General features: G+C 63.7%; 15 protein-coding genes. 12 read left to right on the top strand and 3 right to left on the bottom strand.

The genetic code is table 11. The features are described 5' to 3' along the window. Window positions 1-79: 79 nt before the first annotated feature. Window positions 80-946, top strand: coding sequence for a LytTR family DNA-binding domain-containing protein (locus AC07VL_RS04530; RefSeq protein ID WP_494804779.1), 867 nt, complete (start codon window positions 80-82; stop codon window positions 944-946). On the opposite strand, the gene AC07VL_RS04535 is transcribed toward AC07VL_RS04530, so the two are convergent. Together AC07VL_RS04535 and AC07VL_RS04540 are read right to left on the bottom strand one after the other, a co-directional pair. Continuing rightward, window positions 943-2,535 carry an alkaline phosphatase D family protein gene (locus tag AC07VL_RS04535; protein ID WP_494804780.1) on the bottom strand — a complete coding sequence of 531 codons (1,593 nt, stop codon included), beginning with the start codon at window positions 2,533-2,535 and terminating at the stop codon, window positions 943-945. The genes AC07VL_RS04530 and AC07VL_RS04535 overlap by 4 nt on opposite strands. Before the next feature lie 24 nt (window positions 2,536-2,559). Next, window positions 2,560-2,925 (bottom strand): acyl-CoA thioesterase, encoded by a 366-nt coding sequence (locus AC07VL_RS04540; protein WP_244556400.1) that lies wholly within the window; start codon window positions 2,923-2,925, stop codon window positions 2,560-2,562. Between the two features lie 136 nt (window positions 2,926-3,061). Here AC07VL_RS04540 and AC07VL_RS04545 point away from each other — a divergent pair, with 136 nt between their 5' ends. The 11 genes from AC07VL_RS04545 to AC07VL_RS04595 all read left to right on the top strand — a co-directional run bounded on the left by AC07VL_RS04545 (window position 3,062) and on the right by AC07VL_RS04595 (window position 14,248). Next, window positions 3,062-4,915 (top strand): ABCB family ABC transporter ATP-binding protein/permease, encoded by a 1,854-nt coding sequence (locus AC07VL_RS04545; protein ID WP_494804781.1) that lies wholly within the window; start codon window positions 3,062-3,064, stop codon window positions 4,913-4,915. A 195-nt stretch (window positions 4,916-5,110) separates the two neighbouring features. After that, complete coding sequence (locus AC07VL_RS04550) at window positions 5,111-6,067, top strand: amino acid ABC transporter substrate-binding protein (protein WP_494804782.1); 957 nt, start codon at window positions 5,111-5,113, stop codon at window positions 6,065-6,067. 101 nt (window positions 6,068-6,168) lie between these two features. After that, entirely contained in the window at window positions 6,169-6,918 is a 750-nt protein-coding gene (locus tag AC07VL_RS04555) for an amino acid ABC transporter permease (RefSeq protein WP_494804783.1), read from the top strand. A 1-nt stretch (window position 6,919) separates the two neighbouring features. Beyond that, window positions 6,920-7,612: an amino acid ABC transporter permease gene (locus tag AC07VL_RS04560; protein WP_494804784.1), complete on the top strand. Its 693-nt coding sequence runs from the start codon at window positions 6,920-6,922 to the stop codon at window positions 7,610-7,612. A gap of 19 nt (window positions 7,613-7,631) precedes the next feature. Further along, window positions 7,632-8,357: an amino acid ABC transporter ATP-binding protein gene (locus AC07VL_RS04565; protein ID WP_494804785.1), complete on the top strand. Its 726-nt coding sequence runs from the start codon at window positions 7,632-7,634 to the stop codon at window positions 8,355-8,357. Window positions 8,358-8,393: 36 nt separating this feature from the next. Further along, the gene (locus AC07VL_RS04570) at window positions 8,394-9,842 is read left to right on the top strand and encodes an amidohydrolase family protein (protein WP_494804786.1); all 1,449 of its coding nucleotides are present in this window, start codon (window positions 8,394-8,396) and stop codon (window positions 9,840-9,842) included. Window positions 9,843-9,993: 151 nt separating this feature from the next. Then, window positions 9,994-11,058 carry a dihydroorotase gene (pyrC, locus tag AC07VL_RS04575; RefSeq protein ID WP_494804787.1) on the top strand — a complete coding sequence of 355 codons (1,065 nt, stop codon included), beginning with the start codon at window positions 9,994-9,996 and terminating at the stop codon, window positions 11,056-11,058. A gap of 7 nt (window positions 11,059-11,065) precedes the next feature. Beyond that, window positions 11,066-11,869 carry a DUF3025 domain-containing protein gene (locus tag AC07VL_RS04580; RefSeq protein ID WP_494804788.1) on the top strand — a complete coding sequence of 268 codons (804 nt, stop codon included), beginning with the start codon at window positions 11,066-11,068 and terminating at the stop codon, window positions 11,867-11,869. Between the two features lie 41 nt (window positions 11,870-11,910). Further along, entirely contained in the window at window positions 11,911-12,900 is a 990-nt protein-coding gene (locus AC07VL_RS04585; protein ID WP_494804789.1) for a Gfo/Idh/MocA family protein, read from the top strand. An 8-nt stretch (window positions 12,901-12,908) separates the two neighbouring features. Further along, window positions 12,909-14,123: an MFS transporter gene (locus AC07VL_RS04590; RefSeq protein ID WP_494804790.1), complete on the top strand. Its 1,215-nt coding sequence runs from the start codon at window positions 12,909-12,911 to the stop codon at window positions 14,121-14,123. Next, window positions 14,123-14,248 carry a hypothetical protein gene (locus tag AC07VL_RS04595; protein ID WP_494804791.1) on the top strand — a complete coding sequence of 42 codons (126 nt, stop codon included), beginning with the start codon at window positions 14,123-14,125 and terminating at the stop codon, window positions 14,246-14,248. Before AC07VL_RS04590 ends, AC07VL_RS04595 begins: the two co-directional genes overlap by 1 nt. An 11-nt stretch (window positions 14,249-14,259) precedes the next feature. Here AC07VL_RS04595 and recG read toward each other — a convergent pair whose 3' ends face one another. Continuing rightward, window positions 14,260-16,362: an ATP-dependent DNA helicase RecG gene (gene recG / locus AC07VL_RS04600; RefSeq protein WP_494804792.1), complete on the bottom strand. Its 2,103-nt coding sequence runs from the start codon at window positions 16,360-16,362 to the stop codon at window positions 14,260-14,262. Window positions 16,363-16,559 lie beyond the last annotated feature (197 nt).

Below are 16,559 nucleotides of genomic sequence, written 5' to 3' on the forward strand. Positions count from 1 at the left end.
ACGGCTGGCTGGGACGAATGGGTAGCCTGGGACGGGCGTGGGACCTTACAATTGTGTAACTAATTCGACCGCTGAGACCATGGCCGCTTCCTCCACCGACCTGTTGCAACGTTATCAACGCTGGCGCCGCGTGGCCGAACCGGGATTCTGGATCCTGCTGACCCTGATGCAGGCCAGCGTGAACAGCTGGCTGGCGTGGATCGACCTGCAGCGCAGCGGCGTCGGCACGGCGTTCTGGAAAGTGGCTGTGTGGGAATGGAGCAGCAACCTGGTGCTGCTGGCGCTGGTGCCCGTGGTCATCCTGGCGGAACAGTTCCGGCCGCTGCACCTGGTGTTCCAGCGCCAGAACCTGCGCTGGCACCTGGCCGCATCGGTCGTGTACAGCCTCGTGCATGTGGCGGCCATGGTGGCCCTGCGCAAGCTGGCCTACTGGAGCCAGGGCAGAGACTACGATTTCGGCGCCTGGTGGCGCGAGCTGCCCTATGAATACCTGAAAGATGTGCGTGCTTACTTCCTTGTCTTGCTGACGGTGGGCTTTTATCGTTTGCTGCTGATGCGCTGGCAAGGCGAGGCGACATTGCTGGGGGAACCGGACGAAGGGCCGGCCGTGGAGCCGGTGCAGCAGCCGGAACGTTTCCTGGTGCGCAAGCTGGGCAAGGATTTTTTGCTGCCCGCCTTCGAGATCGAATGGATACAGGCATGGGGCAACTATGTGAACCTGCACGTGCGCGGCCACGACTACCCGCTGCGCTCGACCATGGCCGCCATCGAACGCCGTCTCGACGGCAAGCGCTTCATGCGCGTGCACCGCAGCTACATCGTCAACCTCGATTTTGTGCAGAGCATCGTGCCGCTGGAATCGGGCGACGCGCGCGCCGTGCTGCGCACGGGCGGCGAAGTGCCCGTCAGCCGTCGCTATCGCGATGCCTTGAAGGGGGCCTGCTAGATGCGGCGCAGGCCCGCCTTGCCGTCCTGCACGGTGAAGCTGGCCAGGGTCGCGATGGGGGATGCGCTGTCGCGCACGTTTTCCAGGCCCTGGAACAGGGTCGTGGTTTTTTCTGGCGTGATGTCCAGCAGCATGTAGCCCCGCTTGTCGCTGCGTCCGTAGCGGATATGCGGATTCATTGCCACGTATTGCTCCGTGCGCGCCTGCGGGCGTGAACTCGAGGTGATTGAGGTACCGCAAAACTCGGTGGCCAGCACGGGATTATCCTTGCTGACGGGGCGCATGGCGTTGCGGCTCAGTTCCGTGGCATAAAAGGTGTGCACGTCGCCCGACAGTACCAGCGGATTGCTCGCACCGCTGCTGCGCAGGGCGTCGAGCAGGTGCTGGCGCGCCAGTGGATAGCCATCCCAGCCATCGGTCCAGATGCGTTCATCGCCGGGGCGCACGATGGGTACCTGGCTCGATTGCGCCATCAGGGTTTGCTGTGCCAGGATATTCCAGCGCGCGGGAGAATTGTCGAGGCCGGCTTGCAGCCAGCGCTGCTGTTCCTCGCCCAGCATCGTGCGCTCGGGTTTCAGCAGGTCGGGGCAGTGGCGCGTGGTGACGGAATTCGAACCGCCGCGGCCCGGTTTGGCGCAGGCATGGTAGGCGCGGTATTGCCGGTCATCCAGCACGTGGAAGCGCGCCAATCGGCCCCAGTCATAGCGCTGGTAGATGCGCATGTCGACAAAGCCCCGTCGTCCCAGCGGCAGCAGGCGCAGCGGCATGTGTTCATAGAACGCCTGGTAGGCGGCAGCGCGGCGCGCAAGAAACGTGGGTGTCAGCAGTTCGTCGCGGTCGTTGGCGTAATCGTTGGCCACTTCATGGTCGTCCCAGGTGACGATCCACGGTGCGGCCAGATGGGCGCCCTGCAAGTCCCGGTCGCTCTTGTATTGCGCGTAGCGGGCGCGGTATTCGTCCAGGGTAAAACTTTCATGCGTGCGCGTCGCCCGGCCGGGATGCTGCAGCTGGTAGGGACCCCACTCGTAAATGTAATCGCCGAGGAAGGCCACCAGGTCGGGGGCGGCCGCCGCGATATGCCGGTGCGCCGCGTAGGCGCCGAATTCCCAGTGCTGGCACGAGGCGACAGCCAGTTTCAGCGCGGCAGGCAGGGCGTCGACGGCCGGCGCCGTGCGCGTGCGGCCCACGGGACTGACGGCGTCGCCAAACAGGAAACGGTACCAGTACCAGCGCCCGGGCGCCAGGCCGCCCACGTCGACGTGCACGCTGTGGGCGAGGGCGGGCGTTGCCGTGGCGTGCCCTTTGGCCACGACGCGTCTGAAACCTTCGTCATCGGCCACTTCCCAGCGCACGTTCAGGGCGATGGCGGGCGTGGCGGCGGCGTGCAGCGGGTCGTAGCAGATACGCGTCCACAGCACCACGGCATCGGGCAGGGGCGAGCCGGAGGCGATGCCGAGCGCAAAGGGATAGCCGCTGCCGTTCAGGCGCGTGGCGGCACCGGCGCCGGAGCCGGACAGCACGCTGCCGGCCGCGGCCAGGGAAGCCATGCGGGCAGCGCTGAGCAGGAAGATGCGGCGCTGGCTATCCATACCGGCTGAAAATAAAACGTCAGATTATTGCGACAATAAGGTCTCGATGGGCGGCACCTTGCGCGGCTTGCGGTCGGAATCCGTGGCGACATAGATCAGCGTCGCTTCCGTGACTTTCACGATGCACGCCTGCAGGCGGTTGCGCTCGGCATACACCTCCACGTTGACGGTGATCGAGGTATTGCCCACCTTGACGATATCGGCGTAGAACGACAGCAGATCGCCGACGAAGACGGGATTTTTGAAGACGAAGGAGTTGACGGCGATGGTGGCGACGCGGCCGTTGGCGCGCCGCGTGGCCGGCAGCGAGCCGGCGATGTCGACCTGCGCCATGATCCAGCCGCCGAAGACGTCGCCGTACACATTGGCGTCCGACGGGGCGGGCATCATGCGCAATTCCGGCATTTTTCCGGCGGGCAGGCCGGAGGCGAGGCAGTTGTCGGGGCGGTCGGGGGAGGTGCTCATCTTTTATTCTCATGAAAGGCTACAATTGCCCCGATTGAACCATAAAAAGCCGACCTTCGCCATGCGCCGTTCCCAGACTCCCCCTCCGCCCCGCTCGCCCGCTTCCGCCAGCCACAGCGACTTCGCCACCATCAAGACCTTGCTGCCGTATCTGTGGGTCTACAAATGGCGGGTGCTGCTGGCGCTGCTATGCCTGGTGGGCGCCAAGCTGGCCAACGTGGGCGTTCCCCTGATCCTGAAAAAACTTGTCGACGCCATGACCATCACGGCGGCGCACCCGCAGGCGCTGCTGGTGCTGCCCGTGGGCTTGCTGGTGGCGTATGGCTTGCTGCGCCTGTCGACCACCCTGTTTACGGAGTTGCGCGAATTCCTCTTCGCCCGCGTTACGCAGCGGGCCGTGCGCACCATTGCGCTGCAAGTATTCCGCCACCTGCATGCGCTGTCGCTGCGCTTTCACCTGAACCGTCAGACGGGCGGCATGACGCGCGACATCGAGCGGGGCACGCGCAGCGTCGGCTCGCTCATTTCCTACACCCTGTTCAACATCCTGCCGACCCTGGTGGAAATCACCCTCGTGCTGGGCTATCTGGTCTTGCATTACGACATCTGGTTCACCGTCATCACGGCGGTGGCGCTGGTGTCCTACATCGCGTTTACCGTGCTGGTGACGAACTGGCGCACGCATTTTCGCCGCACCATGAACGACCTCGATTCGAAGGCGAATACCAAGGCCATCGATTCCTTGATCAACTATGAAACCGTGAAGTATTTCGGCAACGAGGATTACGAGGCACGGCGCTATGACGAAGGCTTGCAGCGCTACGAGTCGGCGGCCGTGAAATCGCAGACTTCCTTGTCCCTGCTCAATACGGGCCAGTCCCTGATCATCGCTACGGCCGTGACATTGATACTCTGGCGCGCCACCGTGGGCGTGATCGCCGGCACGATGACCCTGGGCGACCTGGTGCTGGTCAACGCCTTCATGATCCAGCTGTACATTCCCCTCAATTTTTTAGGGGTCATCTACCGCGAGATCAAGCAAAGCCTGGCCGACATGGAGCGCCTGTTTTCCTTGCTGAACGAGAACCGCGAGATCGCCGATACGCCGGAAGCCCAGCCGCTCGTCACGCGGGGCGCGGCCGTGCGTTTCGCGCACGTGGATTTCAGCTATGAAGCCAAGCGGCAAATCCTGTTCGACGTGGACTTCCAGATCCCCGCCGGCACCACCACGGCCGTGGTGGGCCATAGCGGTTCGGGCAAGTCCACCCTGTCGCGATTGCTGTTCCGCTTCTACGAAGTCGATGACGGCAGCATTACCATCGATGGCCAGGACTTGCGCGCCGTCACGCAGGATTCCCTGCGTGCGGCCATCGGCATCGTGCCGCAGGATACGGTGCTGTTCAACGACACCATCGAATACAACATCGCCTATGGCAAGCCGGGCGCCAGCAAGGACGCCATCGTGGCGGCGGCCAAGGCCGCGTCGATCCATGATTTTATTGAAAGCTTGCCGGATGGTTACAACTCCATGGTGGGCGAGCGGGGCTTGAAACTGTCGGGCGGCGAAAAGCAGCGCGTGGCGATTGCCCGCACCCTGCTGAAAGACCCGGCCATCCTGATCTTCGACGAGGCCACGTCGGCGCTCGACTCGAAGGCCGAGCAGGCGATCCAGTCGCAGCTGAAGGAAATCGCCAAAAACCGAACCACCCTGGTGATTGCGCACCGGCTGTCGACGGTGGCCGACGCCCAGCAAATCCTGGTGCTCGACCATGGCCGCATCGTCGAGCGGGGCACGCATCCGCAATTGCTGGTGCTTGACGGCCTGTACGCGCAGATGTGGCAACGCCAGCAGGCGAACATGGACGATGAGGGGGAAGAGGACGATGCGCTGGCGGGCCTGGCACCGGCAAAATAAATCGGAAATGGGAAATCAGTAGGAAAAATGCTACAGGCGTGCCCATTCAGGCGCACGTATAGCGCCTATTTGCGGGCAATCACAGAAAACGGCTGGTCCGGCGCTGAAAATGAAATAAAATTAATTCCATTGGTGGCGTTTGCACCACAGTTGTTTCGTTCGGAATCTATCCGGTTTGTCCGCCCAGGAGAATTTATGAAATTGACCAAAATCATCGCCACATTGCTCAGCGTCGGCGTCATCAGCAGCATGGCGCCTGTCCAGGCCCAGGAATTGACGGGCACCTTGGCCAAGATCAAGAAAGCCGGTTCCGTCACCCTCGGCGTGCGCGACGGCTCCGTGCCCTTCTCCTATCTCGATGACAAGCAGCAATATCAGGGCTATTCGATCGACCTGTGCATGAAAGTCGTCACCGCCCTGCAAAAACACCTGGGCATGAGTGAGCTGAAAGTGGTGATGAGCCCCGTCACCTCGGCCAACCGCATTCCGCTGATGGCCAACGGCACCATCGACCTCGAATGCGGCTCGACGACGAACAACCTGGAGCGCCAGCAGCAGGTGGCGTTTGCACCCACCATGTTCGTCATCGGCAACCGTGTACTGTCCAAAAAATCGTCGAACATCAAGACCCTGGAAGACTTGCGCGGCAAGACCCTCGTCGCCACGGCGGGCACCTCCACCATCAAGCAGATGACGATTTTGAACAAGGAAAAAAACCTGGGCATGAATATCGCCGTCGGCAAGGACCATCCTGAATCGTTCCTGATGCTGGAAACGGGCCGCGCGGTGGCCGAAGCCAACGACGATATCCTGCTGGCGTCGCAGGTGGCCAATTCGAAGAACCCGAACGATTATGAGATCACCAAGGAAGCGCTGTCCGTGGAGCCCTACGGCATCATGCTGCGCAAGGGTGATCCCGCCTTCAAGAAAGTCGTCGACGATGCCCTGATCCGCCTGTACAAGAGCGAAGACATCAACCGCATCTACGCGAAATGGTTTACCTCGCCGATCCCGCCGAAAAACATCAACCTGAAATTCCCCATGCCGCCGCAATTGAAGGCCGTGTTCATGAACCCGACCGACTCCGGTGATCCTGCCGCCTATGCAGCCGTGCCCGAAGCGCAGAAGACCTCGGACAAACGGAAAAAGTAATCAAGACTGCGTAACAAACCGGGGGGCGCAAGCCTCCCGTTTCATTTGCGGGGCGGGCGGCCGATTGGCCGCTGCCCTTGGGCTGCATGGGAAGGATGATCATGAATTACAACTGGAATTGGCGCATTTTCTGGGAGATGTCGCCCGATGGCGTCGGCACGTACATGGACACCCTGTGGTCCGGGCTGACCTGGACCCTGGCCACGGCCGGCGCGGCGTGGATCATGGCCCTGGTACTGGGCCTGGTGATCGGCACCGTGCGTACCCTGCCGAATAAATGGGTGGTGGGCGTGGCCAATGCGTACGTCGAACTGTTCCGCAACGTGCCGCTGCTGGTGCAGATGTTCCTGTGGTATTTCGTCATGCCGGAACTGCTGCCGCCGGACCTGGGCACCTGGGTCAAGTCGCTGCCGAATGCGCCGTTCGTCACGGCCGTGCTGTGCCTGGGATTTTTCACGTCCTCGCGCGTGGCCGTGCAGGTAACGACAGGCATCGAGGCGCTGCCGCGCGGGCAGAAACTGGCCGGCACGGCGCTGGGCCTGACCCTGCCGCAAACCTACCGTTTCATTTTGCTGCCGATGGCCGCGCGCGTCATCATGCCGCCGCTGACCAGCGAGTTTTTGAACATCATCAAGAACAGTTCCGTGGCCCTGACGATTGGCCTGATCGAACTGACGGCCAGCGCGCGCGCCATCCAGGAATTCTCGTTCCAGGTATTCGAGGCGTTTTCCGCCGCCACCATCATCTACGTCGTCGTCAACCTGCTCGTCGTGGTGCTGATGCACCTGATCGAAAAAAAGGTCGCCATCCCCGGCTTCATCGTCGCCGGCGCCAAGACGGGAGGACACTGACATGCTCGGTAATTTCGACTTCGATGTCATCTCCCGCTCATGGGTCTACCTGTTCCAGACCGGCATGGTGTTTACCCTGAAACTGACGGCGCTGTCCATGGTGGGCGGCATCGTGCTGGGAACCATGCTGGCGCTGATGCGCCTGTCCGGCAATCGCCTCGTCTCCGGCGTGGCGTCGGGTTACGTCAACCTGATACGCTCGATCCCGCTGGTGTTGGTGATCTTCTGGTTCTACTTCCTCGTGCCGTACATCGCCGCCTGGATCATCGGCGCCAGCGAGCCCGTGAAAGTGGGGGCGTTTTCCTCCGCGCTGATCACTTTCATCATGTTCGAGGCAGCCTATTACTGCGAGATCATGCGCAGCGGCATACAGTCGATTCCCCGAGGCCAGGTGTGGGCGGGCCAGGCGCTGGGCATGAACTACCGGCAGACCATGGCCAGCATCGTCCTGCCGCAAGCGTTCCGCAACATGATCCCCGTGCTGCTGACGCAGACTATCGTGCTGTTCCAGGACGTGTCGCTCGTGTACGTGCTGTCGATCCCCGATTTCGTCGGCGCCGCCTCGAAAATCGCGCAGCGCGATGGCCGCCTGGTGGAGATGTACGTGTTTGTCGCCGTCGTGTATTTCGTGCTGTGCTATGCCTTGTCGTTCCTCGTCAAACGCCTGCAGAAACGCGTCGCCATCATTCGCTAACCGCAATAGAAAGAACAAGATGATTGAACTTAATAACGTCAGCAAATGGTATGGCCAGTTCCAGGTCCTGACCGACTGCACCACCAAGGTCGCCAAGGGGGACGTGATGGTCATTTGCGGCCCGTCCGGTTCCGGCAAGTCGACCCTGATCAAGACCGTCAACGGCCTCGAACCTATCCAGCAGGGACAGATCATCGTCGATGGCATCACCGTCAACGACCCGAAGACGAATCTGTCGAAGTTGCGCGCGCGCATCGGCATGGTGTTCCAGAATTTCGAGCTGTTCCCGCACCTGTCGATCCGCGAAAACCTCACCATCGGCCAGATCAAGGTGCTGAAACGCAGCGCCGACGAAGCCAATGCCAAGGGCTTGAAATATCTGGACCGCGTGGGCCTGCTGTCGCAGCAGGATAAATTCCCCGGCCAGCTGTCTGGCGGCCAGCAGCAGAGGGTGGCGATCGCCCGCGCGCTGTCGATGGACCCGATCGCCATGCTGTTCGACGAACCCACGTCGGCGCTCGACCCGGAGATGATCAACGAAGTGCTCGACGTGATGGTGGGCCTGGCGCAGGAAGGCATGACGATGATGGTCGTCACCCACGAAATGGGCTTTGCAAAAAGAGTCGCCAACCGCATCGTCTTCATGGACCAGGGCAAGATCATCGAGGATTGCAGCAAGGATGACTTCTTCAACACCACGCGCTCGGACCGCGCGCGCGACTTCCTCGCCAAAATCATCCATTAATTTCCATCACCTTGAAGCTGAGTACGAATGCCTGTCATGAAAAAAATAGCCGGCGCGATGCTGGCGCTGGGCTTGCTGGCCCAGGCCCACGCGGCCGACAAGATCGCCGTCGATATCGCCCTGCGCGACGCCACCCTGATTGATGTTGCCGCCGGCAAGTCGCTCATGGGGAAATCCGTGCTGCTCAAGGGCGACAGCATCGTCGCCGTCGTCGATGACGCGCAGTTGCGCGACTACGCGCCCAAGCAAACCATCCGCCTGCCCGGCAAATACCTGATGCCGGGCCTGTGGGACACGCACGTGCATTTTGGCGGCGGCCCTGAGCTGATCGACGAGAACAAACAGCTGCTGCCGCTGTACCTGGCGCATGGCATCACCACGGTGCGCGACTGCTCGGGCGACTTGCCCGACACGGTGCTGGCATGGCGCCAGCAGATTAATGCGGGGCAGCTGGAAGGCCCGACGATCTTCACGTCCGGCGCCAAGCTCGAAGGCATCAAGCCGCTGTGGAAGGGTACCATCGAAGTGGGCACGCCGCAGGAAGTCACGCGTGCGCTGGACGGCCTGCAGGCGCAGCGAGTGGACTTCGTGAAGATCACGGAAAACACCCTGAAGCCGGAGCTGTACCTGGAAGCCTTGCGCCAGGCGCGCGAACGGGGCATGCGCACCTCGGGCCATATCCCCGTGCAGCTGACCTTGGAGCAGATGGCCGATGCGGGCCTGGGCACGATCGAACACCAGTCCTACCTGCTGCGCGCCAGCACGCCGCGCGAACAGGAGCTGACGGCCAAGGTGGCCGCCGGTACCCTGAGCGGGCGTGATGCCATGCGCGAGAGCTTGCAAAGCTACGATGAACCGACGGCGCGCAAGGCTTTCAGCTACCTGGCCGCGCGCGGCACGGCCATCGTGCCGACCCTGTGGGGTTCGCGCGTGACGGCGTACCTGGACCGTGAAGACCATACCCACGACCCGGCCCTGCAATACATCGGCAAGGGCTTGCGCGCCACCTACGACTGGCGCGTGCAGCGCGCCGCCAAGGATGGCCCCGAAGCGATCGCCCAGCGCCACGCGCAGTTCGAGCAGTCGGCCAAGCTGCTGCCGATCCTGCAGCAGCAGGGCGTGAGCATCATCGCCGGCACGGACGCGGGCTTCCTGAACTCCTTCGACTATCCTGGCCAGGCCTTGCACGATGAAATCGGCCTGTACGTGCAATACGGCTTGACGCCGCAGCAAGCCTTGCAGTCGGCCGTGATCAACGGTCCCCGCTTCCTGGGCAAGCTGGATCGCTACGGCAGCGTGGCGGCCGGCAAGGCCGCCGACCTGCTGGTGCTCGACGCGAACCCGCTGCAGGATATCGGCGCCACGCGCCAGATCCGCCTGGTGGTCAGCCGCGGCCACGTGTACGACCGCGCCGAGCTGGACCGGATGCTGGCCGATATCCGCGCCTGGGTGGCGAAGCAGGAGGCGCCTCAGGCCAAGTCCTGATTCGCGTGCGCTCCTGATATTGAAAACGGCCAGTGCACGCTGGCCGTTTTGTCGTCTGGCAGGGAGCGTGCATGGGCTCCCGCAGCCGGCGGGGCAGTCCCGCGGCTGGTAAAATGGCGCTATTCGCAATGACCGCCTGAGAGCAGCCGCCATGTCCACACTCGATCACACCCAGACCGCCGTTCCATCCTCCATCACCATCACCCGTCCAGACGACTGGCATTTGCACCTGCGCGATGGCGCCGTCATGGCCAACGTGCTGCCGCACAGCGCGCGCCAGTTCGGCCGCGCCATCGTCATGCCGAATTTAAAACCGCCCGTCACCACCACGGCCGATGCCGCCGCCTACCGCGAGCGCATCCTGGCCGCCGTGCCGGAAGGCGTGAACTTCGATCCGCTGATGGTGCTGTACCTGACGAACAACACCTCGCCCGACGAAATCCGCCGCGCGCAGGGCAGCGGGATCGTGCAGGCCGTCAAACTGTATCCGGCCGGCGCCACGACGAATTCCGACCTGGGCGTGACGGACCTGAAGAACTGCTACAAGGTGCTCGAAGTGATGCAGGAAGTGGGCATGCCCTTCCTCGTGCACGGCGAAGTGACGGACCCGGAAATCGATATTTTCGACCGCGAAGCCGTCTTCATCGAGCGCGTGATGCGCCCCCTGCGCAGCGCCTTCCCGGCCCTGTCCGTCGTGTTCGAGCACATCACCACCAAGGATGCGGCGCAGTACGTGGCCGAAGCGGAAGGCCCGATCGCCGCCACCATCACGGCGCATCACCTGCTGTACAACCGCAACGAGATCTTCAAGGGCGGCATCCGCCCGCATTACTACTGCCTGCCCATCCTCAAGCGCGAAGAACACCGCCTGGCGCTGATGACGGCGGCCGCCAGCGGCGACGAGCGCTTCTTCCTCGGCACGGACTCGGCGCCGCACGCGCAAGGCGCCAAGGAAATGGCCTGCGGCTGCGCTGGCTGCTACACGGCCCTGCACGCGATGGAAATGTATGCCGAAGCGTTCGAGCGCGCCGGCGCACTGGATAAACTGGAAGCGTTTGCCAGCTTCCACGGCCCGGCCTTCTACGGCGTGCCGCGCAATACGGATACGATTACCCTGAAGCGCGAAAGCTGGACCCTGCCGGCCTCGCTGCCGCTGGGCGACAGCCATGTAATTCCGCTCAATGCAGGCGAGCAGATCAACTGGAAAATGGTGTAAGCGCTCCATGCTGCCATCGATAGACTGGAGCCGCCCCTGGTATGCCACGGTGCTGCCGGCGCGACGGCAGCTGGATCTGCAGCGCGATACGGTGATTGCCGCCCTGAACGGACGGGCGCGGGCGCTGGACTTGCGCAACCCGTCCGGCCTGCCGCTGTGCTTCGTGCCGCAAGCGGACCTGCCCGAAGGCGTGGCCTACGAGGAGTTCATCGGCGCCACGGGCGGCGTGCCCACGCGCGACAATCTGCACGATTTTTTCAATGCGCTCGTGTGGCTGACCTTTCCCCTTATCAAGCGGCAGCTGAATGCGCTGCAGGCGGCGCAGATCGCCCTGTCCGGCGTGGGCAAATCGCGCGGCCCGGCACGTGATGGCGCGACGATCTTTGACGAAAATTCCGCCCTGCTGGTGCTGCGCGACAGCGATGCGGGGCGGGCGCTGGAAGCGGCCTTGCGCGGGCACGACTGGCGCAGCGTGTTTATCGCGCAGCGCGAGAAATTTGGCGCGGGCGGCGACGCCGAAGTCTGGCTGTTCGGCCACGCGCTGATGGAAAAACTGGTGGCGCCGCGCAAGGCCATCACGGCGCACACGCGCGTGATCTTTGCCGGCGATGCCTATTTCACCCTGGATGATGTCGCCAGGCGCTCCTGGCTTGACGCGCGCGTGGCGCAGGACCTGGCGCAGCAAGGGCTTACCACGGCGGACTTCACGCCATTGCCGGTACTCGGCTTGCCCGGCTGGTGCGAGGGCCAGGACGACGATTTTTATGATGATGCGGCGGTGTTCCGGCCGAAACGCAAGCCCTCAAATTAAACAATGCCGCACAGCGGCCTGAGAGAATGAGAGAGACAGGCATGGATAAGGTAACTCGCTGGGGTATCCTCGGCACTGGCAAGATCGCCCGCGCGATGGCCGAAGGCCTGCGCGACGCGCCAGGTGCGCAACTGGTCGCGGTCGCTTCGCGCAGCGCCACCGGCGCGCAGGCATTCGGCGCCGAATTCGGCATCGCACGTTGTCATGGCTCCTACCAGGCGCTGGCCGATGATGCTGGCGTGGACGTCATCTACATCGCCACGCCGCATACCCTGCATGCGGAAAATGCCTTGATGTGTTTGGCCGCCGGCAAGCACGTCGTCTGCGAAAAGCCGTTCACCATGAACGCGCGCCAGGCGCAGGCCGTGGTCGACCTGGCGCGCGAGAAAAAGCTGTTTTTGATGGAAGCCATGTGGAGCCGTTTCCTGCCCGCCGTGCTGGAAGCCCGGCGCATCATCGCCAGCGGCGAAATCGGCGTGCTGCAGCAGGTGCAGGCCGATATCGGCTTCGTCGCCAGTTTCCCGCCCGAGCACCGCATGTTCAATGCGGAACTCGGCGGCGGCGCGCTGCTCGACGTGGGCATCTATCCGCTGTCGATGGCCGCCTTCTTCCTCGGCCCCGTAGCGCAGGTGCAGGCGCTGGCCGAGATGGGCGCCACCGGCGTCGATGAGCAGGTGGTGTTCTCGCTGCGCCATGCGGGCGGCGGTACCTCGTCCTGCGCCTGCAGCCTGCGCGCACTGACGCCCACGGAAATGACCATTTCCGGCAGCCTGGGCCGCATTCGCCTGCCCAACCGGTTTTACAGGCCCGATCACCTGGTCGTCGAGTTCATGGATGGCGAGCGCCGCGTCGTGCTCGCGCCTTACCTGGGCAATGGCTACGCGCACGAGGCGATCGAAGCGATGCGCTGCATCCGCGCCGGCCTGTTGGAAAGCCCCCTCATGCCGCACGCGGACAGCGTGGCGCTGATGACGAATCTCGACACCATGCGCGGCCAGATAGGCCTGGTGTACAGCGCCGACAAGGCATGAGAACTCCCATGACATTGCACTCATCGCGTCCCAGCCTGAAAACCGTCCTCATCGCCAGCGGCGTCGTGCTGACCCTGGCGATGGGCGTGCGTCACGGCCTGGGCTTCTGGATGCAGCCTATTTCACAAGCCAATGGCTGGACGCGCGAAACCTATTCGCTGGCGCTGGCCATGCAAAACCTGATGTGGGGCGTTTTCGGACCGTTTGCCGGCATGGCGGCCGACCGCTTCGGCACCATGCGCGTCGTCATCGTCGGCGCCATCAGCTACATGGCGGGCCTCGTGTGGATGGCGCTGGTGACGCAGCCGGCCCTGTTCATCGCCGGTTCCGGCATCTTCATCGGCCTGGCGCTGGCCTGCACGGCCTTTGGCGCCATCAGCGGCATCATCGGCCGCAGCGCGCCGCCCGAGCAGCGCTCGTGGGCCTTCGGCATTTCCTCGGCCGCCGGCTCCTTCGGCCAGTTCCTGATGATGCCGGTGGAGCAGCAACTGATTTCCGCCGTAGGCTGGCAAAACGCCTTCTATGTGTTGGCCGCGCTGGTGCTGCTGGCCATGATCCCGATGGCGTTTTACCTGCGCGAGCCGCCTGTCTCGCATGCCGGCGGCCCGCAGCAAAGCGTGGGCGCCGCCTTCAGCGAAGCCGTCGGCAACCGGTCGTTCTGGCTGCTGCTGGCAGGGTATTTCGTCTGCGGCTTCCAGCTGGTCTTCATCGGCGTGCATTTGCCGGCCTACCTGAAGGACCAGGGCCTGATGAATCCGAACATCGCCGTCACGGCGTTGGCCCTGATCGGCCTGTTCAACATCGTCGGCTCCTACTACGCGGGCAAGCTCGGTGGCAAGATCGCCAAGCGCCACCTGCTGTCTGCCATCTACGTGGCGCGCGCGGTAGTCATCACGCTGTTCCTGCTGGCGCCCTTGTCGGCATGGTCGGTGTACCTGTTCGCCGCCGGCATGGGCGTGCTGTGGCTGTCGACGGTGCCGCTGACGAACGGCATCATCGCCGGCATCTTCGGCGTGAAGCACCTGTCGATGCTGGCCGGGATGGTGTTCTTCTCGCATCAGGTCGGCAGTTTTCTGGGCGCGTGGCTGGGCGGCTACCTGTACGAGTACCAGGGCACGTATCACGTCGTGTGGTTGATCACCATCGGCCTGGGCCTGCTGGCCGCGCTGATCAACCTGCCCATCGACGAGCGCGCCGTCAAGCGCACGGCGGTGGCCGCGTAATGGGCAGCTGGCGCACGTGGCTGTGGCGCCTGGCCGGCGCCGCGCTGTTGGGCCTCGTCTTCCTGGCCTATCTGCGGCCCGACTTCATGCTGGACCTGGCGAACCGCTTCTGGATGTGCATGTAGGGTGCCGGGCTTTACACCTTCAGGAATTCCTCTTTGCCACCGAGCCAGCGCGCCAGATGCGCTTCCACGGTGGCTGCGGCAGCCGCCGTGGTGGCGTGCAGCAGGTCGTGCGCCACGTCGCGGGCCTGATCGACCAACCATTGATCCGTTTCCAGGTCGGCGAAGCGCAGCATGGCCTGGCCGGACTGGCGCGCGCCGAGGAATTCGCCGGGGCCGCGGATTTCCAGGTCGCGACGGGCGATTTCAAAACCGTCCGTCGTCTCGCGCATGGTCATCAGGCGCTGGCGCGCCACGCCCCCCAGCGGGCCCTGGTACAACAGCAGGCAGACGCTGGCCGCCGAGCCGCGCCCCACGCGCCCGCGCAGCTGGTGCAGCTGCGACAGGCCGAAACGCTCGGCATGTTCGATCACCATCAGCGAGGCATTCGGCACGTCCACGCCCACCTCGATGACGGTGGTGGCCACCAGCACGTGGATATGGCCGGCGATGAAAGCGTCCATCACTTCCTGCTTTTCCGCCGGCTTCAGGCGGCCGTGCACGAGGCCCACCTGCAGCGCGGGCAGGGCTTCGGCCAGCATCATGTAGGTGTCGGTGGCCGTCTGCAGCTGCAGCGCTTCCGATTCCTCGATCAGCGGACAGACCCAGTACACTTGCCGGCCTTCCAGCGCGGCCGCGTACACGCGGGCGATGACTTCGTCGCGCCGGTTCTGGTCGATGGCGCGCGTGACGATGGGACTGCGCCCAGGCGGCAGTTCGTCGATCACCGACACTTCCAGGTCTGCGTAATAGGTCATGGCCAGGGTGCGCGGGATCGGCGTGGCCGACATCATCAGCTGGTGCGGCACGGCCGCGCTGTCGCCCTTGTTGCGCAGGGTCAGGCGCTGGCCCACGCCGAAGCGGTGCTGCTCGTCGACGATCACCAGGCCCAGTTTGGCAAACAGCACGTTGTCCTGGATCAGCGCATGCGTGCCGATCACCAGCTGCGCCTCGCCCGATTCGATCAGGGCCAGCGCCGCCGTCTTTTCCCTTTTCTTAAGGCTGCCCGTCAGCCACGCCACCTTCACGCCCAGCGGCTCCATCCAGGCGGCGATCTTGCGGAAGTGCTGCTCGGCCAGGATTTCCGTGGGCGCCATCAGCGCGGCCTGGTAGCCGCTGTCGATGGCCTGCGTGGCGGATAACGCCGCCACTACCGTCTTGCCGCTGCCGACGTCGCCCTGCAGCAGGCGCTGCATCGGATACGGCTGGCGCAGGTCGGCGCGGATTTCCTCGAGCACGCGCGCCTGCGCGCCCGTCAGCTTGAAGGGCAGGGCGGCGCCGAAGGATTCGGAGAGTTTGCCGACGACGGGCAGGGAGGCCGCGCCTTTCGAGCGGCGCGCGCGCTGGGCGCGTTTCAGCGACAGCTGCTGCGCCAGCAGCTCATCGAACTTCATGCGCACCCAGGCCGGGTGCGAGCGGTCCGTCAGCGCGCTTTCGTCGATGTCCTGCGGCGGATAGTGCAGCAGGTGCACCGCGGCGCGGAACGGCGACAGCCGCATCTCTCGCAGCAGATCATCGGGCAAGGTATCCTGCCAGTCGATGCGGCGCATGGCGTCGGCGATCTCGCGCCGCAGCACGTGCTGCGACAGGCCTTCGCCGGACGGGTACACGGGCGTCAGCGCCGTGGGCAGCGGCGCGCCCTCGTTGACGACCTTGTACGTCGGGTGCACCATCTCGGCGCCGAAAAAGCCGTGTTTGAGTTCGGCGCGCGCGCGCACGCGCGTGCCCTCGGCCAGCTGCTTGACCTGGCTGCCGTAGAAATTCATGAAACGCAGCAGCAAATTGCCCGTTTCGTCGGCAATCGTCACCAGCAGCTGCTTGCGCGGCTTGAAATTGACTTCGCACTTGGTGACGATGCCCTCGACCTGCCACGACTCGCCGCCGCGCAGGCAGGCGTCGCGGATGGTGTAGACCTTCGTCTCGTCCTCGTAGCGCATCGGCAGGTGCAGCACCAGGTCCATATCCGTGCGCAAGCCCAGCTTGGCCAGCCGGCTTTCCGTGCTGACCACTTTTTTGGCGGCTTTCGGCTTCGCGGCTGGCCTGGCTGCGGGAGGAAGATCGGGTGTTGGATCGGGCATATGCAAGGTTTTGGTGCCAATAGCGCAGGTTTTTATGCCGCTAGCGTAAAATAGAGGGTTGTCCGGCACGCCCCGTGCGTACCGCAGTCATAGTTGTTGCGGCGGATTATTGTAATGCCTGTATAGGCGCACAGTATAGTGCCAGATGTTCCATTGCGCACTCCTAATCATTTTTGACGTACTTTTGAAGCAAAACG

It is taken from the genome of Janthinobacterium sp. GW821-FHT03C08, assembly GCF_059420905.1.